The sequence below is a fragment of the Burkholderia sp. Bp8984 genome (genome assembly GCF_003853755.1).
Classification (GTDB): Bacteria; Pseudomonadota; Gammaproteobacteria; order Burkholderiales; family Burkholderiaceae; genus Burkholderia.
The window spans coordinates 41520-63523 of the sequence record NZ_QTQN01000022.1 but is presented as its reverse complement, the minus strand read 5'-3'; the positions used below and the strand labels follow the sequence as shown (position 1 = coordinate 63523).

The window sequence follows — 22004 nt, the reverse complement described above, 5'->3', positions numbered from 1 at the left end:
GTCCGCTCCGGAAAGTTTCGTCATCGGCAGAACACGACACGCTGCGTGTAGATCTGCGGTTCGACGACGGGCCGCGCGGCCTGGTTGAGTTCCTCGCGATACGTGCGGTAGGTCTTGCCGTTCACCGTCACTTGCGTCGCGGGCGCCGTCTCGATCGTGTTCAATCCTTTGCGCCGCCAGTCGCTGACCCGCGCCGACGCGGACAGGTTCGACTCGCCGGCGATCTTCTGCGTGATCGCACTGCTGTCGCTCCACGGCTGTGTCTGCATGTCCTGCGCGTGCTGCATCGCGCCGACCGTCTTGCCGGTCGCGGTCGGCCCGTTCTGCGCTTCGAACGGCGCGCCGCGGCCGTACACCGGCGATTGCCACGACGGGGCGTGTCCCTCCTCCGGCATCATGTAGACCATCTGCGGATCGCCGACCATCATCATCGGCACGCATGCCGTGTTGTCCGCGCGGCCGAGCGTCGTCAGCGCCTGCTGGACGCTCGCGGCGTTCGCGAGGGTCTGCTCGCTCAGGATGACAAAGACCGCGGGGTTCTGGAAAACCGACTGTGCGGCGGCTTGTGTGTCGACCAGCAGCAGCGCGACCCAAAAGATCCTCATGATTGAGGCCTCCTCGTACCCTCGTCAGGCAAAAAGAGGTGTTGACCTCGGGGAGGGATCAACACCCGTCCAACTTGCACCGTGCGTCGCACAGCGGATCCCGGCGTTCCCGTGCGGCCCGGCTTGCCGGTCGCGCGGAAGCGTCGCCCGCGTGCTTACGACGATGTGCTCGTCGAGATGACGGTCGGAGCCGGCATCGCCGGCGCGGCCGGGGCGACCTGCTGGTCGGCCGCGGCCGGGGCTGGATCCGGCGCGGCCGGCATGTCGGCGGACGGCGCGGGCGCGGCGGCGGATTCGACCAAGCCGGTCGCCTTTGCGTCGACGGCTGGCGTGTCGGCAGCGGCTGCCGCCGTGGCGCGCGACGCGGCCTCCGGTGCGGGCGCTTCGGCTGCCGCCTGCGTTGCCGGCTCGGCAGCCTTCGCATCGACCGCGGGCTCGGGCGCTGCAGCGTAGGCCGGGGCCGGTGCGGCTTGCGCGGTGTCCGGCACCTTCGCGTCGACGGCAAGCGCTGCCGGGGCTTGCGCTGCGGTGTCGGTTGCAATCGGTGCCGGTTCCGGTGCCTTGTCGGCGACCGTCGACGCGGGTTCCGGCGCCATGTCAGCGGCCGCCAGCGCGGGTACCGGCGCCTTGTCCGCAACCGCTGGCGCAGATTCCGGCGCCTTGTCCGCGAAGCCCCCCGCGGCAACGATGGCGGCACCCGGCACCGCGCTCATCGCAGCCGGTGCAACGGCAGGCGCAGCACTCACCGCCGGTGCTGCCGCGGCAACCGGTGCGGTGACGACGGCAGGCACGACGGCAGCCGCTGATGCCTTCACGGCGGCCGCCTGCGTCCCGGCAGGCACCGCGCTGACGGCCGGCGCGACCATCGACGGCGCGGGCACCGGAACCGGAATCGGCGCCGCCTGGACCGCGGTCGTCGCCACCGGGCGCGTCAGCACGGGCGCGGCGGCATCGAGCGGCGGCAGGCCCATGCGGTTTCGCACGAGCGGATCGCGATACTTCACGTCGTCGGCAACGGTCGCTTCGGCGGACGGCGCCACATTCGAGCGCGCGAGCGGCGTGGTCGTCCCCGGGCACAGATGCCCGGTCGCTTCCACCGCGCGCCGGTTCGCATCGCTCTGGCAGAGCAGCGCGAGCGCGACGTCGGTCAACCCCATCGCGCGGAATTCCCGCGCATCGAGACGACGCACGCACGCCTGGTCGACCAGGGTCGTGCCGCCCGTCGCGCCGAAGCCCGGGAACGACACGCCGACGCTCACCGAGCCCATGCAGGTATCGGACAGCGTGGTCGTGAGGCCGGGCGCCTGGATCGACGGGTTCGTCTTGATCGTCTGGGTGCCCGAATAGTTGACGTTTTCCGACGCCTGGGTGTTGTAGGGGTTGGTGCCGGGTGAGCCGGCCGACTGGAGCGAACTCACGCTCTGCGGCGTCACGTTCGAGCCGCCGCTCGTGCTGGATGGCATCGTAACGTTCACGTTCACGCTCGAATTGCCGCTGCCGCGCACGCCGCTCGTGCTGGCACTGCTGGCGTTGCCGCCGCGCGAACTGGTGACGTTCGTGTTCATGCTCGAGCCGCCGCCCTGGCTGATCGCCGTCGACGACGTCGAGGACTGCGAACTTGAAGTCGAGTCGGCAGTCTGCGCCTGGGCACCGATCGCGGCCATCGCGAACATTGCGGCACATGCCGCCCTGATCTTGTTGCTGTTCATTTCACTCTCCGGACGAGGTTTGACCTCCGACCCAGGCAACCGCACTAATTCCCCCGAATGCCTTCAGCTTTGCCCGCTTCCCCGAACTGCTTCCAGCCGCTACCCAGCTGGGACCACGAACCGCCCGACATTCCCGGCCACGCCAGGGAATCCGGTGCGCCGATGGCACTGCCCGACGAAAGCGTGTGTTGTTCTGACGGATTGGTTGCAGGGTTCGACGTCTGCAAATTTGATTGCACGTCCTCGGCAGCGCGGTCAGCGCAATATGCCGTCAGAGACGCGAGCATCAGAGCGGCGGCAATCAGGTTCTGCTTCATGCCAACTCCTTACTTGAACAACAGTGCGGAAAAGAGACCAGCGTCGCTGGGAAACTGGTCCCCCGCACCCGACTAGTGACTGCTCCCGGTCGCGCTCGAACTCCCCTGGCTTCCGCCCGATGCAGACGGCGAACCGGCCGGACCGGTACTCCACACGGTCGACGCGTTGTAGTGATTCGAACCCGCGATCGCGCCCGACCCACCGCTGCCCGTCAACCCGGCAGCACCCGCGTTGGCGATACCCTGGTCGTTCCCGCCGCTGGCCGTGTAGTGGTTCGCGCCGAGGACGATCGTGGCGGTCACCCCTCCCGACAGCGCATTCGCGTTCTCGTTCGTGCTGCTGTTTCCACCGTACGAACCTGCGGCACCGATACCGCCGCCTGCCGCGAACGCGCCCCCGTTCGAGCCCCAGCCGCTGGCCGTCGAAGTCGAGTTGTGGAAGGCCGATGCCGTGCCGGTGGAACCAGCGGGTGTCACGGTACTTCCTGCGCTTGCGCCCGCGACCGAATTCGAATTGCTCGTATAGCTGCCTGAGCCGACCAGCACCGAACCGGACACACCCGCTGCAACGGATTGCGTCTGGTTGGTCGTGGACGGACCGGCGGCCAATACGGCCGACGAAAGGACGGTGAGCGCTGTCGCTAAAATGACTTTGGCTTTCATAGCAATTCCTTGCCGTGAGAAAGTTTGGTGGCGAGGTCGCCGGGCTCGCCCTCGCGAAACGAAACCCGGCGTCCGTGCCACCAGCCAATGACGAACGCTGCGCGCCGCGGCTCAGTGGTGATACGTCCAGCCGATCGAGCCGGCATTCGCACCGCTGTTGCCGCCCGCTTGCGCGCCGCCGAAGCCGAAGCCGCCCACCGTCGACGTTTGGACGTGGCTCGTGTACGAGATCGAACCGCTGCTGCCGCCGCCAGCCGTGGCACCTGCTGCGCCGAGTGCGGCACCCGAATCGGTCGCGGTGAAATGGCCGAATCCGGCAACCCCGGCAATCGTCGAGCCGCCGCTCGACGAATTGCTGGTCGATACCGTGCCGCTGCCGGCGAATGCTGCACCCGAAACCGCCAGAACTGCGACTGCAATCAGAAGCTTCTTCATGGTCGACTCCATAACGGCGTGGACGGAACAAGCGAGGAAAGCTGCACGCCTTCAACTTTCCAGCCCTGAGCAATCCCCATAACATAAGGATCACTATCTAATTACAAAGAATTTATTCATCTCGAATCCGATGGCCGCGCAATTTTTCGGCGATCCGAATCCTGGTTTCGTATTTTTTTAGTTTTCCGAAATTTTTATATTTATTCTCGATATGAGTTATCGATCATTTATCAATCGGAAAACGAATCGACGCACGCACCCGGAAACAGGCATTCGCCATTCGGGATCAGTCGTTTTCGAAATTTGCTTACACGGCATACCGGCACATGGCATCCGCTTCAGCGATCGAAAATGCGTGAGTACAGTTATCTACCGTGAATGCAGTGCCATCGAAAACATGCGCGTTATCGCGGCGATAACGGGCCTGCATTACAGTCAGGCGGCATCGCTTCTCCCTGGGCTACCGATCAAAGATCTTCCGGGCAATCCGGCCGACGGGTATGCGAGCTAGTCCAGCCACCGCCGGCATCGGCCCGGCGCAGCGGATACGGGTCGGCACGAGCGGAAACGATTCGGCGTCGAGCTGTCCGGCACGGACAGCATGGCCCATCCGGACGAGCTGAATGAAGGGGAGCACGGCTGTCGGCCGGTTGTCGTGAGAAACGACAGGCGGTCCAGCACGCGCAACGCGCGGATACCGGGAAACCGGCAACGAACCCGCGAAGCTGGCACTGCATCGCGAGTCCTGTTCCGAGCTGTCCGACTACCCCACGGGTGCGCAAGGAATGCGCGCATCAAGTTGTTGCTTCTGGTCTTCATCGCTATTTCCCCGACTGCTTATTGACGAACGGGCCGCCCCCCCATCTTTGTTGCATCAGGTCGACCGCTCGCCGGTGCGTCCAATATCGCAAACGGCATGCCATGCGTGATTCCACCGATGGTTGCGCGTCGCGTATCGTTCGCGGCGCCCGCAATATCGCCGGGAATCGAATTTTTTGTTTCAGGAATGTATCGCGATAGCGCTCGGCAGCACGCGCCGATCATCGAATGGCGCGAAGCAATGCCGGAAAAGGCGGACGAACGCGGCCCGCGGAGCCTCGCGCAAGGGGGTGTCGAACGGATGTTTCATACTTGAGAACTGCACCGTCGCATATCCCGGCCGATGTACATTTCGGCCCCGGCAAACCGCCTGCCGCAGCCCGTTCGGCAGCCTTCCCGTACGCGAAAAAATCGTGAATCGAAACGCGCGACAACCGGTTCTGCGGGACCCGCGCGGCCGACATCGCTATCGTTCCGGACGTGCGCACCCGCCGCCGCGAAACGCAATTGATTCATCCGTGAAAATACCGACGATATCGAGCATCGGCCGGCGATGCGAACGCGCGGCAAAAACCGGTAAATACGACGCAAGCCGACATGGCTTTCACGCCGCATATCGGAAAAAACGACGGCAGGTGCGCCATGCGGCCTTGAACACACTTTATCGATTTTTACTGTTTTCCTTCGATTCACCGACATCCAGTACCGGCAACCATCGTGCTCCAACGGATGGGATGAGAACACGCGCTGCGCGCGAGAAACATTTTCGAATCGAGTTCGACTGCTAATCTCATCGCGCGAAACATGGTCGTGAAACGCGCGATCCATGCAGAATGTGCGGGGCGGAGCGGCGTCATTGCGCGTTTCGGCCCGTCGGTTCGCATCCTGCCGGCATTTTCCGTATCGGTTCGCCCGTTCCCGGGATGCATGCTTGAAACAGAAGTTCGTGCGCGGCGCGGCGGCACGCTCCGCTGTCCCGTTGCGCCTGCGTGCGGCGGCCATGGCACATCGATTGCGTGTCATCCCGTTCCGGCGAGCCGCGCATCGCGCGACGAAGCCAGGCCGGATGCGGTCGACACGACCGGCACTGCCGTCAGGTGCCGAGCAATTCCTTCTTGCGCAGATGCACGACATCGCGCATCGGCGGCGCGCCGAACAGCCGGCTGTATTCGCGGCTGAACTGCGACGCGCTTTCATAGCCGACGGTCGCCGCCACCGACCCGACGTCGCCGCCCTGCCGCAACAGCAAACGCCGCGCCTCGTGCAGCCGCAGCTGCTTCTGGTACTGCAGCGGACTCAGCGTGGTCACGTGCTTGAAGTGATGGTGCAGCGACGACACGCTCATGTTGACCGCCTGTGCGAGCGTGTCGACGCGCATCGGCTCCGCGTAGTGATCGCGGATCCATTCGATCGCACGCGCGATCCGGTGCGTCTGGCTGCTCGCGACGGCCATGTGCCGCAGCCGCGTGCCCTGCCCGCTCGTCATCAGCCGGTACAGCAGTTCCTTTTCGATCAGCGGCGCGATCACCGGAATGTCGGCCGGCGTATCGAGCAGCCGCAACAGCCGCAGCGCGGCATCGAGCAGCGGCGGCGTCAACTCGGCGAGCGCGATGCCCTCGCCTTCCGGGCCCGCATCGGGCTCGGGCAGCCGCATCTCGGCCGCGAGTTCGACGATGCGCTGCAGATCGAGCGTGAGCGACAGGCACAGGTAAGGCGCGTCGGGCGACGCCTGCGTGACGCGCGAGAGGATCGGCAAGTCGATCGACGTAATCAGGCAATTGCGCGTGTCGTATTCGTAGGCCTGGCCGGCCACGATCACGCGCTTCGCGCCCTGCGCGGCGATCACGAGCGCGGCACGCGACACGCCGCAGCCGAGATCGACCGGATGCGCATGCCGATGCAGCATCAGCGCCGGCACGGCCGTGGAGTGGGAGCCGTCCGTCGGCGCGAAACGGCCGATCAGCGACGCCAGTTCGCGCCGCCCGGATTCGCGCGACGCCGCGATATCGGTCATGTCCATGACGGATTCCTCGCCTCATTTCCCTGAATCGCGGGAGCATAGCGAATCGCTCGCCGCCGCGCCGGGGATTTGCAGGATTGTTCAATAAATTTGCAGGATTGGGTAGACGTAAAAATCGGCCGTTCGCGCACACTGCCACCTGATCCGGCGCATGCCGGGTTTTCCCCACGGAGACAAAAAATGCCCACCACGTTTGTCCTGAACGGCAAGAGTGTCACGCTCGACGCCGATCCGTCGATGCCCGTCCTCTGGGCAATCCGCGAGCACGCGGGGCTGACCGGCACGAAGTTCGGCTGCGGCATGGCGCAGTGCGGCGCGTGCACCGTCCATCTCGAAGGCCAGGCCGTGCGCTCGTGCGTGCTGCCGCTCGCCGGCATCGCGGGCAAGCACATCACGACGATCGAAGGCCTCGAGAGCAAACCCGCGCAGGCCGTGCAGGCCGCCTGGGTGAAGCTGCAGGTGCCGCAGTGCGGCTATTGCCAGTCCGGCCAGATCATGTCGGCAACCGCCCTGCTCGAACAGAACCCGAAGCCGACCGACGCGGACATCGACGCCGCGATGAACGGCAACATCTGCCGCTGTGCGACCTACGCCCGGATCCGGGCCGCGATCCACGACGCGGCCGCGACGCTGGGAGCCTGACCATGACGATCGAACTCGACAACGCCGGCTCGGTGCGACCGTCGCGCCGCACGTTCCTGAAGGCCGCGGGTGCCGCGGCCGCCGTCAGCCTGACGATCGGCTTCGAATGGGCCGGCCTCGGCCGCCGCGCGCTCGCCGCGACGGCGGCCGCCGCCGACTTCGCGCCGAATGCATTCCTGCGCATCACGCCCGACGGCAAGGTCACGGTCATCGCAAAACATGTCGAAATGGGCCAGGGCGCGTACACGGGCATCGCGACGATCGTCGCCGAGGAACTCGACGCGGACTGGTCGAGCGTGCGCGTCGAAAGCGCACCGGCCGATGCGAAGCGCTATGCGAACCTCGCGTTCGGCACGATGCAGGGCACGGGCGGCAGCTCGGCCATGTCGAACTCGTGGCAGCAATTGCGCGAAGCGGGCGGCAAGGCCCGCGCGATGCTCGTGTCGGCCGCGGCGGCGCGCTGGAAGGTGCCGGCCGGCGAACTGACCACCGCCAACGGCGTCGTCACGCATGCGAAGAGCGGCAAGACGGCCGCCTACGGCACGCTCGTCGCCGACGCGTCGAAACTGCCGGTGCCCGACAAGGTCACGCTGAAGCAGCCGGCCGACTTCAAGCTGATCGGCCATCGCATTGCGCGCGTCGACGGGTCGGCCAAGTCGAACGGCACCGCGCATTTCACGCTCGACACGACCTTCCCCGGCATGCGCGTCGCGCTGCTGCAGCGCCCGCCGCGCTTCGGCGCGACGGTCAAGTCGTTCGACGCGACGGCCGCGAAGGCCGTGCCGGGCGTGGTGTCGGTCGTGCAGGTGCCGGGCGGCGTCGCGGTCGTCGCGAACGGTTTCTGGGCCGCGAAGCAGGGCCGCGACGCGCTGAAGGTCGACTGGGACGAAACCAACGCCGAAAAGCGCAGCTCGGACCAGCTCATGCGCGAGTACCGGCAGCTCGCCGCGCAGCCCGGCGCGTCGGCCCGCAAGGACGGCGATGCCGACGCGGCGATCGCGGGCGCCGCGCGCAAGGTCAGCGCGACCTACGAATTTCCGTATCTCGCGCACGCGCCGATGGAGCCGCTCGACGCGGTCGTCAAGCTGAGCGCCAACAGCTGCGAGATCTGGGCCGGCGACCAGTTCCAGACGGTCGACCAGGGCAACGCCGCCAGGGTCGCGGGCCTGAAGCCCGAGCAGGTGCAGATCCACACGCTGTACGCGGGCGGCAGCTTCGGCCGGCGCGCGAACGCGTGGTCGGACTACGTGGTCGAGGCCGTGTCGATCGCGAAGGCGCTCGGCGCGGACGGCAAGCCGGTCAAGCTGCAGTGGACGCGCGAGGACGACATCCAGGGCGGCTTCTATCGCCCGATGTACTTCCACAAGCTCGACGCGGGGCTGACCGCGGACGGCCGGCTGGTCGGCTGGCGCCACCGGATCGTCGGCCAGTCGATCCTCGCCGGCACGCCGTTCGAGGCGTTCATGGTCAAGGACGGAATCGACGCGACGTCGGTCGAGGGTGCGGCGAACCTGCCGTACGCAGTGCCGAACGTGTCGGTCGAACTGACCACCACCAAGGTCGGCCTGCCCGTGCTGTGGTGGCGCGTGGTCGGCAGCTCGCACACGGCCTACGCGGTCGAGGCGTTCATCGACGAAGCCGCGCACGCGGCGGGCAAGGATCCGTACCTGTTCCGCCGCGACCTGCTCGCGAAGGAGCCGCGGATGCGCGCGGTGCTCGAGCTGGCCGCGCAGAAGGCCGGCTGGGATCCGGCGAAACCGCTGCCGAAGGGCCGCGGGCGCGGGATCGCGGTGGCCGAGGCGTTCAAGAGCTACGTCGCGCAGGTCGCGGAAGTGTCGGTCGACGCCGACGGCAAGGTGAAGGTCGAGCGCGTGGTGTGCGCGGTTGACTGCGGAATCGCGATCAATCCCGACATCGTCGCCGCGCAGATGGAAGGCGGCATCGGCTTCGGGCTCGGCGCGGCGCTGCACAGCGCAATCACGCTGAAGGACGGCCATGTCGAGCAGCGCAACTTCGACGGCTATCACGTGCTGCGGATGGCCGAGATGCCGAAGGTCGAGGTGCATATCGTGCCGTCGGGCGAGGCGCCGACGGGCGTCGGTGAGCCGGGTGTCGCTCCGGTCGGGCCGGCGGTCGCCAACGCGATCTTCGCGGCGACCGGCAAGCGGCATTACGTGCTGCCGTTCGATTCGGGCGATACGGCGAAGGCTTGACGAGCGGAACGAAGAGACGCCGGGCCGGCCGCGTGACGGGAACGTTGCGCGGCCGGTTTTTTATTGCCGAGCCTGCGGCTTCCAATGTAGGGTTCCAAGTCGGCAAAAATCTTCTGCAAACCATTAATTCACTTATAAAAACGGCTAACCCGGATAGGGTTCGATGTAGGGTTCGTCATCCGCCCGAAACCCCGTTCGCGCTGGGCGAACCGCGCGTTCCGCACGTTACGCCGCCCGTAACGTCCGTAACGCCCGTAACGTTCCCGCCGGATGCTACGTAACAATCCTTCAATGTTGCTCCGACCCTTCCGAAGCACACCACACGCCCCACGTTAAAAATTCTTTTAGATTCAAGGCTGGCGCACCGCCCACCCCGCCCCGACCACCCGTCGATTCCTGTCAGCCCGTCCCTGGCCCGGAAGTTGCGGTACATGACCCGCAAACACTCCTTTACGGACATGCGAGGGCCAACATGGATTGCAAATACCTGTACATCGACAACATAAAAATCAACTTCGTGCGCCGCACGATCGAAATCGACAACAAAGTCGTCGACGTCACGCCGCGTGAATTCGATGTCGTCGAATTCCTGCTCGACAACATGAACAAGATCGTGCCGCGGCAAGCGATCCAGGAAGCGGTCTGGGGCCGCGAGCTCGGCGTGTCGTCGCGCACGCTCGACACCCATATCTCGCGCATCCGTTCGAAGCTGCAGCTCGATCACGACAAGAACCTGCGGATCATCCCGATCTATGCGGTCGGCTATCGGCTGGTGCTGTTCGGCGCGGCCATGACGCACGTCGAACGCCACGATGTGGCGCCGATCCTGCGCGCCGCACCCCAGCAGGCGCTGGCCGCCGACTACGCGTAACGCGTAGCGGCTCACCCGCGCGCCGCCGCAGCGCGGCGCGCCGACAAGGCTCCTCCACGGCGCTGCACGCGCGACCCGGAGCGTCTCGTGGCCGGGCACGCCTTCCCCGCCGCGACACGACCGCCGCCATCGGGCGGCGGCCGCGTTTGCGGCAGTCGCATGCAAGCGCGCGTGCCGTCGATTAGCGGCTGCGCTATCGCACGCCACGCCGCCGCGACACCGCGCCGACCCACCACCGCCCCGCCACGCCCCCCGACAAAAGGCTTCGTAGCTCGCCGCCACCCGCGCGGCCCCGCGCTGGACACGACTACGGATTCCGGCGCGGCACGCGGCCGGCGGCGTCCCTACAATCGACGCAGCAGCCGCGCGCCCCCTGCGCCGCCGGCCACAACAACCCGTCGAACCAACGCCGAATCCGCCCTGATCCCGCCGTGCCTGCGCTGTCCCTGACGAATGCCGACGCCGGCGACGCCGCGAATCGGGCTCCGCCCGCCGCCGCCACCCCGGCCGCCATCCCGCCCCCGCCGGCCGCGGTCGCGCTCGACGCGTCGCCCTGGCTGCCGCGCCTGTCCGCCGCCGCCGCGCGCGGGCTGTCGCATGCGTACGGCGCGACGGCCGCGGTCCCGGTCACGCTCGGCGAACACGCGTACGAGGTGCGCTGGCGCGCCGATGCCGAACCGGCCGCCGACGCGCATGCCTACCGCTTCGTCATCGGCCCGGCCGCCGGCACGCTGTGGATCGATCCGGTCGCGGAAAGCGCATGGCTCGGCGACGCGGCCGACCCGGCCGTGCCGGCCGTGATCCGCGCGGCGCTGCTCGCCGACCTTGCCGCGCCGCTCTCGGCCGTGTTGCAGGCCGCGACGCGGCAGCGCGTGGAATTGCTGCCGCCGCCGGCGAGCGTGCCCGCGTGGCGCACCGCGCCGGCCGCGCTGCGCTTCGAGCTGCGTCGCGCCGACGGCGCCTGGCGCTGCCACGGCGCGCTGCTGTTCGATGCGCCGGACGCGCTCGCGGTGTTCTTCGCGACACCGACGCCGGCGGCCGCGCGGCCCGACACCCGCGCCGCGTATGCGGGCCTGCCGGTGCCGCTGGTATTCGAGATCGGCCGGACCGAGCTGACGATGGCCGAACTGGCCGACGTCGTCGGTGGCGACATCATCGCGATCGAACGCTGGCGCGCGCACGAGCAGAACCTGCTGTGCGTCGCGCGGGTGCCGGCCGCGCCGGCGTGGGAGATCACCGGACGGCCGTCGGGCAACCGGCTGACCGTCGAACGAATCAGGGAGATGCCATTGGAACCGACCCGCACCGAAACCCCGCCCACGAGCGCGCACGATGCGCCGCCCGACGATGCGCCGCGCTCGCTCGACGGCCTCGCGGTCGACCTGCGTTTCGAATTGCCGCCCACGTCGATCCCGCTCGGCGAACTCGGCGCACTGCAGCCGGGCGCGGTGATCGAGCTGCAGCAAGGCATCAACCAGAGCGTGATCCATCTCGTCGCGAACGGGATGCTGATCGGCACCGGCCACCTGATCGCGGTCGGCCAGAAGCTCGGCGTGCGCGTCGTCACGCTGACGCAGCCCGCGCCGCGCGAGCGCTGAACGATGGGCAGCCTGCCGAATCCGGTCGCGCTGATCGCGGTGATCGCCGCGCTCGGCATCGCGCCGTTCGCCGCGCTGATGGTGACGAGCTATACGAAGCTCGTGGTCGTGCTTGGCCTGCTGCGCTCCGCGCTCGGAATCCAGCAGGTGCCGCCGAACCTCGTGCTGAACGGCATCGCGCTGATCCTGTCGCTGTTCATCATGGCGCCGGTCGGGATGTCGATCCGCGACGCGCTGCAGGCACGCCACTTCGACGCGTCGGGGCAGCTGTCGACCGCCGATATCGGCGCGCTCGCCGATGCCGCGCTGCCGCCGGTCAAGGATTTCCTGGTGTCGCACACGCGGCAGCGCGATCGCGAATTCTTCGTGCGCACGGCAACCTCGGTCTGGCCGAAGAACCGCGCGGACGGCATCAAGGACGACGACCTGCTCGTGCTGGTGCCGAGCTTCACGCTCGCCGAGCTGACCAAGGCATTCCAGATCGGCTTCGTGATCTACATCGTGTTCATCGTCGTCGACCTGCTGGTCGCAAACATCCTGCTCGCGCTCGGGATGCAGATGATCTCGCCGACGACGATCTCGGTGCCGTTCAAGCTGCTGCTGTTCGTCGCGCTCGACGGCTGGTCGCTGCTCGTGCACGGGCTCGTGCTGTCGTACCGCGTATCGGGGGCGGGATGAACGCGCGCGCGTTGCGCAGCGTCGTGCCGAACCTGCGCGCAGTGATCGCGCCGGCCGTGCTGATCGCGCTGGCGTTGACGCTCGCCGGCGCGGGCCTGCAGCCGCGCAGCGCGCACGCGGCCGGCAGCGCCGCCGGCTTCGCGCAGCTCGCGCGCGCGTGCGCGCCGAACGTCGATCCCGACACGCTCGCCGCGCTGGTGCGCACCGAATCCGGTTTCAACCCGTATGCGATCGGCGTGGTCGGCGGCCACCTGACGCGCCAGCCCGCGTCGCTCGACGAAGCGCGCGCGACCACGAGCGAGCTGGCCGCGCGCGGCTTCAGCTACAGTGTCGGCCTAGCTCAGGTGAACGAACGAAACTTCGCGAAATACGGCCTCGACGACACGACGATGTTCGAACCGTGCCGCAACCTGCGGGCGGGCGGCGCGATCCTGACCGAATGCTTCGCGCGCTCGTCGAATACCGGCCGTCCCGCGCAGGCCGCGTTGCGCGCGGCGCTGTCGTGCTACTACAGCGGCAACTTCACGACCGGGTTCTCGAGCGGCTACGTGAGCCGCGTCGTCGCGAGCGCGCGGCGCAATGCGCGCGAAGGCGGCGTCGAGCCGATTCCGGTGGTGAGCGATACGCCGCCGCCCGCGCGACAACGGCGCATGGACGCGGCCGCGACCACGCCGCCCGAACGCGCGCGCAGGCTCGCGTCGCCCGCGGCCTCCGCCGACGCGCCGTCGTGCCATGCGCGCCCGGTCGTGATGATGTGCCGCGGCTTGCCGGCGAGCCAGGCGAAGCGGCTGTGCGTGCGCTGTCTCGATCAGTGAGCGTCGACGCGACGCCGGCATGACGTGCATCGGATGACGCGGCGTGCCGCGTCGCCCTGCTTCATGCGGCGCGCTGTGCCTCCAGCCGTGCCCGGAACTTCCGAACCGCGCCGCGTCATCCCGCTTCATGCAGCGCGCTGTGCCTCCAAGCGTGCGCGAAACTTCGGCACCGCCCCGCTTCACGCAGCGCGCTGCGCCTCCAGCCACGCCTGGAACATCAGCACCGTCCACAGCTGATGCTGCCAGTTCATCCGGCCCGACTGGTGCTGGCGCCACAGCCGGTCGACCGCCGCCGCGTCGAAGAAGCCCTCGTCACGCAGCCGCGACGGCTGCAGCAACGCGTCGGCCCAGTCGCGCAGCGCGCCGCGCAGCCAGTGATCGACGGGCGCGCAGAAGCCCTGCTTCGGCCGGTCGATCAGCGCCGACGGCACGTACCGGTCCAGCAGCCGGCGCAGCAGCGCCTTCGACTGCCCTTCCGGCAAACGCACCGACGCGGGCACGCGCCATGCGAATTCGACGACGTGATGATCGAGGAACGGCATGCGCGTCTCGAGGCTCACCGCCATCGCCGCGCGGTCGACCTTCGCGAGGATGTCGGTCGGCAGGTACGTGAGCGTGTCGATCGCCATCGCCTGCTCGGCGAAGCTCAGGTTCGCGGGCCATGCGGACACCGTATCGAGCGGGGTCGGCGGTTCCTTTCCGGCCAGCGCGATGCGCTCCGGATGATGCACCGACGACATCAGCAGCCGGTACAGCGCGATGCGGCTCTCGGCCGTCATCACGTGGCCGAGCTTGTGCAGCCGGTCGCCGATGCGGGTCGCCGAGTCGCGTGCTTCCACGCCGCTCCATGCGCCCTGCGCGACCGCCGCGAGCTGGTCCGCATGATCGGGACGCAGCGCATGCAGCGCGGCGGCGATCCGCGCGCGCACCGCCGCCGGCACGCGATGCAGCTTGCGCCACAGGCGCGGCGTCAGGAAGTAGCGCGTATAGCCGCCGAACAGCTCGTCGCCGCCGTCGCCGGACAGGCTCACCTTCACGTGCCGGCGCGTCAGCTCCGACACGAGGAAGGTCGGAATCTGCGACGCATCGGAGAACGGCTCGTCATAGATCGTCGGCAGTTTCGGCACGACGCCGAGCGCATGGTCGGCCGTCACGTAGAGCTCGGTATGCCGCGTGCCGAGGTGGCGCGCGACCGCCTTCGCATAGCCGGCCTCGTCGTAGCCGGCCTCGTGAAAGCCGATCGTGAACGTGTCGACCGGCTTCGCCGACTGCGCCTGCATCAGCGCGACGATCGCCGACGAATCGATGCCGCCCGACAGGAACGCGCCGAGCGGTACGTCGGCTTCCATCTGCCGCGCGACGGCCTGGCGCAGGATCGTGTCGAGCTGATCGACGGCCTCGTCGGCGCTGCCCTCGAATGGCCGCTCGCGGCCGGCTTCGATCGCCTGCTCGAGCGTCCAGTACGCGCGCAGGCGCGGCGTGTCGCGCGCATGCTCGAACTGGATGAAGGTGCCCGGCGGCAGCTTGCTGATGCCGCGATAGATCGTATGCGGCGCGGGCACGCTCGACTGGCGCAGGTACAGGCACAGCGCGTCGCGATCGATCGTGCCGTCGAAGCCCGGGTAGCCGCGCAGCGCCTTCAGCTCCGACGCGAACACCAGTGCGTCGCCGATCCGACCGTAGTAGAGCGGCTTCTCGCCGATCCGGTCGCGCGCGAGCGTCAGCACCCGCGACGCACGATTCCACAGCGCGAACGCGAACATGCCGGTCGTGCGCCGCAGCGCCGCCTCGACGCCCCACGCGGCGATCGCCGCGATCAGCACCTCGCTGTCGGAGTGGCCGCGCCACGCCGGTGCGCGACCCGCGCGCCCGAGCTCCGCGCGCAACTCGCGATGGTTATAGATTTCGCCGTTGAAGACCATGACGTAGCGGCCGCACGCGGATGCCATCGGCTGCCGGCCGTGGACCGACAGATCGACGATCGCAAGCCGCCGGTGGCCGAGCGCGATACCGGCTTCCGGGTCGACCCAGAGGCCCTGCCCGTCGGGGCCGCGATGCGCGAGGCTCGCCGTCATTCGCGCGAGCGTGCCGCGCGCTGTCTCCTCATCGAAGGCGACGCTATTCAGAAAGCCGTCGATTCCGCACATTGATTTGTCTGCCTCTGTTGACCTGTTCCGTCAGCGGCGGCGCAACCTCGCAGCCCGCCGTCCGGCTGACGGTCGAGCCATATTACGAAGAAATAAATCAGCAATAATTCATGGGTGAATCTCGGACGACCCCGGAAAAAAACCGGCGTCAAGCACTGCGTGCGACCGGCCCGGTGAAGCGGAAACAGGGCCCCATCACGACGCATCGCTGAACCGCGCGCCTTTCGATGTTCCGGCCCCGACAGTTCGAGCACGTCAGGCCGCGCCGGTCGCCCACTTCAGCAACTGCGCGACTTCGCGGAAATGCCGTTGCTGGATCGTGCCCTTTTCTGGCGTGCTCTCGTACAGCGCCTGCGCGAGGCCGGCGTTCGCAAGCGTCGGACGCAGCGCGTCGCGCGCGAGCCGTACGATCCGTTCGGCCGCCTCGCCCTCGCCGCGCGCGAGCACCCATGGCAGTGTGCCGACGCCGCCGTAATAGAGCGCGACCGCGACGCTCGACGAATAGACGACCACCGACGCGAAGCCGATCCGGTCGGGCAGCGACGAGAACTGCGCTTCGCGCGCGAGCTGCCGGCGCTTCGCCTCGATGTGCGGGTCGCCTTCGTCTTCCTTGTGCTCGCGCCGCACTTCCTCGATCGACATCTTCATCTTCTGATTGAACTCGCGCCGCTGATGCACGATGTCGATCAGCGCCATCACGATATAGATCAGCGCGGCCCAGCCGAACAGCAGCATCAGCAGCTTCACGATCAGCGCGAGAATCGACATCGGCCGCGTGAAGCCGGACTGCACCGCCGGGTCGAGCGACTCGACGATCAGCCAGCCGAGCGTCGCGACCAGCAGCACGGTCTTCAGCAGCATCTTCGCGAGGTTCACGAGGTTGCGCATCGACACCATGTTCTTCAGCCCCTCGGCGGGATTGAGCCGCGACAGCTGCGGCACGAGCCGGCTCCACGCCATCACGCCGCCCACCTGCACGAAGCCGGCCAGCAGGCCGGCCAGCAGCCCGGCCGCGACGATCTGCGCGGACAGCAGCGCCCAGTCGCGCGCGGCGCCGTCGATCAGCACCGCGAGCCGCGCGAAAGGATCGCTGGCGCCCGCCGCATCGAACACGAGCCGGAACAGCGCCTGCAGCCGCGCGAACAACGTGCCGAGCCCGACCGCGAGCGCGACGCACACGCCGACGAAGAACGCGGACGAGATCGTCTCCGCGCTCTTCGGCACATCGCCTTTCTGGCGCGCCTCGCGCAGGCGCTTCGCGGTCGGCTGCTGGTTCTTTTCGGCCATCGTCGCTCCGGTCCGGCGGGGCCGTCACGCGCCGCCGTGCGCGGCGAACAGCGCGCGCAGCAGCGCCATCAGCCCGCTGTCGGGGCTCAGCAGCGCGCGCAGCGACGCGTATACCACCGGCAGGAACAGCACCATCATCAGCACCGCGAGCGCGCTCTTCAGCGGCTGCGCGAACACGAAGACGTTCAGCTGCGGCACCGCGCGCCCGACGAGGCCGATGCCGAGCTCGACCAGCACCAGCACGATGATCACCGGCGCGGCGAGCTTCACCATCCATTCGAAGATCGTGTCGGTCTGCCGCACGACGAAGGTCTGCAGCATCGACGAGAAGTCGGGGCCGAGCGAGCCGATCGGCCACCACGCGTACGACTGCGCGAACAGTTGCACGAGCACCTGCAGGCCGCCCGCGGTGACGAACAGCGCGATCGCGACGAAATTCAGGAACCCCGACGTCGGTCCGCCCTCGTGCCCGCCCATCGGATCGAAGAACGCGGCGCTGCCGCTGCCGGTCTGGAAATCGATCAGGTAGCCGACGCCCTGGATCGCGAACAGCACCGCGCTGAACGCACCCGCGAGCAGCATGCCGATCACCGCCTCCTTCGCGACGAGCAGGCACCACATCAGGAACGGCAGCGCGGCGACCTGTGCCGGGTCGATCACCGGCGCGACGAACGCGGCGATCACGACCGCGATGCCGTTGCGCACGAGGCCCGTGACGATCTGCTCGTTGAACACCGGCACGACGAACATGATCGGCAGCAGGCGCGGCATCACGTAGAGCAGCGGACGCAGCGTGCCGGCGATGTCGTTGAAGTTCGCGGCGTGGTCTAGCATCGGCGCTCCGCGGCGGCGGGCGGCGCCGGATCGTCGATGGTGGCGGCCGGGACAGTTGCGCCGCCCGGATCGGCGTTGCCGGCCGCTGCGCGCGTGTTTGCCGTGTTTGCCGTGTTTGCCGTGTCCGTCGCGTCCATCGCGTCTACCCCCGCCGGTCGCGACACCATTTCCGCATCGAACGCGGCGGCCATGTCAGGCTGCCCCGATGCATGCCCCTGCGCGTCGCCCGCCCACACGCCGGCCGTCGCGAAGCGCCGCACCGCATGCGCATCCGCGACTTCATCGGCGTCGCGCTCGACCCGCGCCGCGCGCGCCTGCAGGGCCTTCTCGCCGGCCTTGTCCAGCTTGTCCTCAGCGGCCTTCGCCTTGCGCGCGGCGCGCTGCAGGTCGGCGAGCGTGGCCTCGTGACCGCGGTGCAGGTGCGCGGCCTCGCTGACCGACGCGTGCGCGACACCGATATGGCGGTCGAACGTGCGCGTATCGGCCGCCGCGTTCTGCAACGCGCGCGCCTCGCGCACGTCATCGGCGAGGCGCGTCTGGATCGCGGCCTTCGCCGCGACCTGCTGCGCAAGCTGCGCGTGCGCGGCGTCGAGCGCGCGCCGGCTCTGCGCAGCGATGCCCTGCTGGCGCGCGGCCGCCACGCGCGCGATCTGGCTGCGCATCTCGCGCACGCGCTTCAGGCGGGCGAGCGTCGCGAGCACGAGACGGTCGTCGGCTTCAGACATGGTCGTTCGCGAGTTTCGTCAGCTTCGCGAGCAGCGCGTCGAAACGCACGTCCTCGTGCGACGCCTGCGCGCAGAACGCACCGATCGCATCGCGCGCACGCAGCGCGAGATCGCCGAGCCGGTCGCTGCCTTCGCGGTACTCGCCGATCTGCACGAGCAGCTCGATTTCCTGGTACTTCGCGATCAGCTCGCGCACGCGCGCGGCCGCTTGCTGATGCGCGCGGCTCGCGACGAGCGGCATCACGCGCGACAGGCTCGCGAGCACGTCGATCGCCGGATAGCGGTTCGCGAGCGCGATCTTGCGCGACAGCACGATGTGACCGTCGAGGATCGAGCGCACTTCCTCGGCGATCGGATCGGATTCCTCATCGCCTTCAACGAGCACCGTATACAGCGCGGTGATCGAGCCGGTCGCGCCCTGCCCCGCGCGTTCGAGCAGGCGCGGCAGCACGGCGAACGTCGACGGCGGGAAGCTGCGCCGCGTCGGCGGCTCGCCGCTCGCGAGGCCGACCTCGCGCTGCGCGCGAGCGAAACGCGTCAGCGAATCGACCAGCAGCAGCACGCGCTTGCCCGCATCGCGGAAGTGCTCGGCGATCGCGGTCGCGACCAGCGCGGATTTCACGCGCTCCATCGCCGGACGATCGGACGTCGACACGACGACGATCGAGCGCGCGCGCACCTCGGGCGACAGGCTGTGCTCGATGAACTCGCGCACTTCGCGGCCGCGTTCGCCGACCAGCGCGATCACGTTCACGTCGGCCTGCGCGCCGCGCGCGATCATCCCGAGCAGCGTGCTCTTGCCGACGCCGGACGGCGCGAAGATGCCGACGCGCTGGCCGATGCCGAGCGTCATCAGGCCGTCGATCACGCGCACGCCGGTCGGAAACGGCGTGTCGATCAGCTTGCGCGCGAGCGGGTTCGGCGGGTCCTGCTGCGTCGACACCCACGCGGCGCCCGTCACCGGCCCGCGATCGTCGAGCGGCCGGCCGAGCCCGTCGAGCACGCGGCCGAACAGCGCTTCGCCGACCGGAAACACATGCTCGCGCCCGGACGGCACGACGCTCGTCTCCGGCGACAGCCCGGCCACGTCGCCGAGCGGCGTAAGCAGCGTGGTCTGCCGCGAGAAGCCGACCACTTCGGCGAGCAGCGTCGGCTGGTTCGGCGTGCGCAGCTCGCAGATCTCGCCGAGCCGCGCGCGAATGCCCGTCGCATTGAGGATCTGCCCGACCGCGTGATTGACGCGGCCCTGCACCGACACCGGCGAGAAGAACGCGAGCCCCGCGTCGAGATCGCCGACGAGGCGGCCGCGATCGAACGACGCGGCATCGTCGTCGCTCTCGAGGCCGTTCGGTTGCGGATCGTCGAGCGGCGCGTTCATCGCGGCGAGCCCTTCAGCGCGTCGCGGCGGATCGCCTGGCGCAGCGCGTCGATCTGCAGGTCGAGGCTCGCATCGATGCGCCCGGACGGCGTCTCGACCGTGCATGCGTGGCGTTCGAGCTGCGCATCCTCGACGATGCGGATCCGTTGCCGGTTCGACTGGCCGGCGAACGCGCGCTCGAGCGCGTCGCGCATCTCGTCCTCGCGGCCCGGCGCGACCCGCACGATCAGGAACGCCTCGTCGCGCACGAGCGGCGCGATCCGCGCGAGCGCGGCCTCGTACAGCTTCTGCGTGGCCATCTCGCCGACGATCGCGCGCACGGCCTTCACGACGATGTCGGCCATCGAATCCTTCATCGACTCCATCGTGCGCGCGGCGGCCAGCGCCTGCGTATAGGCCTGCGCCGCATGCTCGCGCTGCGCGCGGCGCATCCCTTCGTCGTAGCCGGCCGCCTGGCGCCGGTCGAATTCGCGCTGCGCATCGGCGACGATGCGCGCGGCCTCGTCGCGCGCGGTCGCGATCACCGCGGACGCGTCGAGCAGCGCCGCGTATTCGCGCTCCTTGAGCACCTTGCGCTCCGACAGCAGCTGCAGGTTGTCGCTCGTGATCAGAAAAGCCAGTCCCATGACGCAAGCCTCTCGGGAATCAGAAACAGGAACAGCAATTCGCCGAACTGGTCGCGCTGCGCGCGGTTCAGCCAGTACGGCGCTTCGTCGTCGATCGCGCGGTTGAATTTCAGGCGCGCGCGCCGCGCGACCGCATCGCCCGCCACGCCGATGAAATCCGCGAGCAGCCGCCCGCCGCGCGCACGGATCACCACCGGCAGCGCGGCCGGATCGGCGCGCCACGGCTCGAGCGTGTCCGAGAGCGCACCGAATTCCGGCGCGCGCTCGAGCGCGAGCTCCAATGCATCGCCGCCGAGCTTCGCCGCGACTTCCGCGCGAATGCGGCGCACGGCCAGCGCATCGCGCAGCCAGCCGCGATGCAGCAGCAAGCCCGCATACGATGCGAGCTGTTCGAGCGCCGCGCCGGGCAGCAGCGCAAGCCGCGCGCACGGATTCGCGAGGTCGAAGTCGTGATGTTCGGCCACGCCGTTCGCATCGAGCAGACGGCGCGCAAGCAGCTTGCGACCGGCCGGGCCGAACGCGTCGGGCGAGCGGTAACGCGCGGGCCAGTCGGCCGGCACGCGCGTCACGTGCAGATAACGGTCGGGCCGCAGGTTGAATTCGCAGACGAGCGCATGAAACGCCGCGCGCCGCGCAGCGGGCGGCGCCGCGAGAGATTGCAGCCACGGCAGCGACACGGCATCGGGCGCAACGCCCGGCGGCAGCACATGCGGCTCGTTCATGCGCCGTCGCGCGCGCCGTCCGGCGTGCGCAGGCTGCCGCCCGACTGCGCGGACGCGCCGCCTGCACCGTTGCCGCCGCGCGGTGCGCCGCCGACCAGCCCGGCCAGCCGCGCGCCGAACATCCCGCGCCGCGCGGCCGACAGCGCGATCACCGCGCAGGTCAGCAGGATCAGCGCGAACACCAGCCAGCCGAGCGGCGAGCGCAGCCGCAGGATGTCCGACACCGCGCTGCCGATCCCGTCCACGCGCGCCGTGCGCGCGGCGGCCGGCTGCAGGAACAGCGACACGTTGTCGTACTGCAGCCCTTCGATGCTGTGCGCGACGAGATCCTTCACCATCGGCGCCATCGCGCGCAGGTCCACGCCGGGCCGGTAGCGGATGTACACGGCCGCCGACGACGGCTTGATCTTGTCCGCAAGCGGATCGTTCTCCGGAATCACGACCTGCACGCGCGCGACTACCACGCCCTCGATGTCCTGCAGCGTGCGCGACAGGTCCTGCGACACGCCATACAGGTAGCGCACGCGCTCCTCGGCCGGCGTCGACACGAGCCCCTGCTTCTGGAACAGCTCGCCGAGGCTCGCGTAGCTCGGCTTCGGCAGCCCGTTCGCCTGCAGCACGGTGAGCGCCGACTGCATGTCGCCGTCCGCGACGCTCACCTGCCATGCGTTGCGATCCGACGTGTCGCGCGCGTCGTTGTCCTTCGCCGCGCTGATCCCTGCGTCGCCGAGCACGGCAACCATCTGGTTCGCATCGCGCTCCGACAGGCCGGAGTAAAGCTCCTTCTGGCAGCCCGCCAGCAGCGCGAGCAGTCCCGCGAGCAGCGCACGCGCCGCCCGGCTGCGCCACGCATGCAGGCGCGGCGTCGAATCGATCGTCGTCATCGTTTGTCCGCTTCAG

General features: G+C 68.7%; 21 protein-coding genes. 6 read left to right on the top strand and 15 right to left on the bottom strand.

Annotated features, from left to right (window positions below):
* Positions 1-20: 20 nt before the first annotated feature.
* The 7 genes from DID98_RS22080 to DID98_RS22045 all read right to left on the bottom strand — a co-directional run bounded on the left by DID98_RS22080 (position 21) and on the right by DID98_RS22045 (position 6568).
* A complete protein-coding gene (locus DID98_RS22080; protein WP_124522330.1) occupies positions 21-605 on the bottom strand; it encodes a hypothetical protein in 585 nt (194 codons plus the stop codon).
* A gap of 155 nt (positions 606-760) precedes the next feature.
* A complete protein-coding gene (locus tag DID98_RS22075) occupies positions 761-2314 on the bottom strand; it encodes a chemotaxis protein CheA (protein WP_124522332.1) in 1554 nt (517 codons plus the stop codon).
* A 44-nt stretch (positions 2315-2358) separates the two neighbouring features.
* Positions 2359-2631, bottom strand: a complete 273-nt coding sequence (locus tag DID98_RS22070; protein WP_124522334.1) for a hypothetical protein — start codon at positions 2629-2631, stop codon at positions 2359-2361.
* Between the two features lie 72 nt (positions 2632-2703).
* A complete protein-coding gene (locus tag DID98_RS22065; RefSeq protein ID WP_124485385.1) occupies positions 2704-3294 on the bottom strand; it encodes a hypothetical protein in 591 nt (196 codons plus the stop codon).
* 111 nt (positions 3295-3405) lie between these two features.
* Positions 3406-3729, bottom strand: a complete 324-nt coding sequence (locus DID98_RS22060) for a hypothetical protein (protein ID WP_124485384.1) — start codon at positions 3727-3729, stop codon at positions 3406-3408.
* Positions 3730-4854: 1125 nt separating this feature from the next.
* Entirely contained in the window at positions 4855-5550 is a 696-nt protein-coding gene (locus tag DID98_RS22050) for a hypothetical protein (protein ID WP_124522337.1), read from the bottom strand.
* A 91-nt stretch (positions 5551-5641) separates the two neighbouring features.
* The gene (locus DID98_RS22045) at positions 5642-6568 is read right to left on the bottom strand and encodes an AraC family transcriptional regulator (RefSeq protein ID WP_044846637.1); all 927 of its coding nucleotides are present in this window, start codon (positions 6566-6568) and stop codon (positions 5642-5644) included.
* Between the two features lie 180 nt (positions 6569-6748).
* Here DID98_RS22045 and DID98_RS22040 point away from each other — a divergent pair, with 180 nt between their 5' ends.
* The 6 genes from DID98_RS22040 (at position 6749) to DID98_RS22015 (ending at position 13385) form a co-directional block, all read left to right on the top strand.
* The gene (locus DID98_RS22040; RefSeq protein ID WP_044846636.1) at positions 6749-7210 is read left to right on the top strand and encodes a (2Fe-2S)-binding protein; all 462 of its coding nucleotides are present in this window, start codon (positions 6749-6751) and stop codon (positions 7208-7210) included.
* Positions 7211-7212: 2 nt separating this feature from the next.
* Positions 7213-9423 carry a xanthine dehydrogenase family protein molybdopterin-binding subunit gene (locus DID98_RS22035; RefSeq protein ID WP_124522339.1) on the top strand — a complete coding sequence of 737 codons (2211 nt, stop codon included), beginning with the start codon at positions 7213-7215 and terminating at the stop codon, positions 9421-9423.
* A gap of 472 nt (positions 9424-9895) precedes the next feature.
* On the top strand, positions 9896-10294 hold the full coding sequence (locus DID98_RS22030) for a winged helix-turn-helix domain-containing protein (RefSeq protein WP_044846633.1): 399 nt from the start codon (positions 9896-9898) through the stop codon (positions 10292-10294).
* Positions 10295-10725: 431 nt separating this feature from the next.
* On the top strand, positions 10726-11892 hold the full coding sequence (sctQ, locus tag DID98_RS22025; protein WP_124522341.1) for a type III secretion system cytoplasmic ring protein SctQ: 1167 nt from the start codon (positions 10726-10728) through the stop codon (positions 11890-11892).
* A 3-nt stretch (positions 11893-11895) separates the two neighbouring features.
* Complete coding sequence (gene sctR / locus DID98_RS22020; protein WP_124485378.1) at positions 11896-12570, top strand: type III secretion system export apparatus subunit SctR; 675 nt, start codon at positions 11896-11898, stop codon at positions 12568-12570.
* Positions 12567-13385, top strand: coding sequence for a lytic transglycosylase domain-containing protein (locus tag DID98_RS22015; protein WP_124485377.1), 819 nt, complete (start codon positions 12567-12569; stop codon positions 13383-13385). Before sctR ends, DID98_RS22015 begins: the two co-directional genes overlap by 4 nt.
* Before the next feature lie 179 nt (positions 13386-13564).
* Here the strand turns inward: DID98_RS22015 and asnB are convergent, their stop codons facing one another.
* From asnB to sctJ, 8 genes are all read right to left on the bottom strand, one after another.
* A complete protein-coding gene (asnB, locus tag DID98_RS22010) occupies positions 13565-15532 on the bottom strand; it encodes an asparagine synthase (glutamine-hydrolyzing) (protein WP_124522343.1) in 1968 nt (655 codons plus the stop codon).
* A gap of 255 nt (positions 15533-15787) precedes the next feature.
* Positions 15788-16819 carry an EscU/YscU/HrcU family type III secretion system export apparatus switch protein gene (locus tag DID98_RS22005; protein ID WP_124522345.1) on the bottom strand — a complete coding sequence of 344 codons (1032 nt, stop codon included), beginning with the start codon at positions 16817-16819 and terminating at the stop codon, positions 15788-15790.
* Between the two features lie 24 nt (positions 16820-16843).
* Complete coding sequence (gene sctT, locus DID98_RS22000) at positions 16844-17653, bottom strand: type III secretion system export apparatus subunit SctT (protein WP_124522347.1); 810 nt, start codon at positions 17651-17653, stop codon at positions 16844-16846.
* A complete protein-coding gene (locus DID98_RS21995) occupies positions 17647-18378 on the bottom strand; it encodes a hypothetical protein (RefSeq protein WP_124522349.1) in 732 nt (243 codons plus the stop codon). The genes sctT and DID98_RS21995 overlap by 7 nt, the downstream gene beginning before the upstream one ends.
* A complete protein-coding gene (gene sctN, locus DID98_RS21990) occupies positions 18371-19756 on the bottom strand; it encodes a type III secretion system ATPase SctN (RefSeq protein WP_124522351.1) in 1386 nt (461 codons plus the stop codon). The genes DID98_RS21995 and sctN overlap by 8 nt, the downstream gene beginning before the upstream one ends.
* Entirely contained in the window at positions 19753-20382 is a 630-nt protein-coding gene (gene sctL, locus DID98_RS21985) for a type III secretion system stator protein SctL (protein WP_124522353.1), read from the bottom strand. Before sctL ends, sctN begins: the two co-directional genes overlap by 4 nt.
* Complete coding sequence (locus DID98_RS21980) at positions 20364-21104, bottom strand: SctK family type III secretion system sorting platform protein (protein ID WP_124571415.1); 741 nt, start codon at positions 21102-21104, stop codon at positions 20364-20366. The genes sctL and DID98_RS21980 overlap by 19 nt, the downstream gene beginning before the upstream one ends.
* Positions 21101-21988 carry a type III secretion system inner membrane ring lipoprotein SctJ gene (gene sctJ / locus DID98_RS21975; protein WP_044847610.1) on the bottom strand — a complete coding sequence of 296 codons (888 nt, stop codon included), beginning with the start codon at positions 21986-21988 and terminating at the stop codon, positions 21101-21103. The genes DID98_RS21980 and sctJ overlap by 4 nt, the downstream gene beginning before the upstream one ends.
* Positions 21989-22004: the final 16 nt, after the last annotated feature.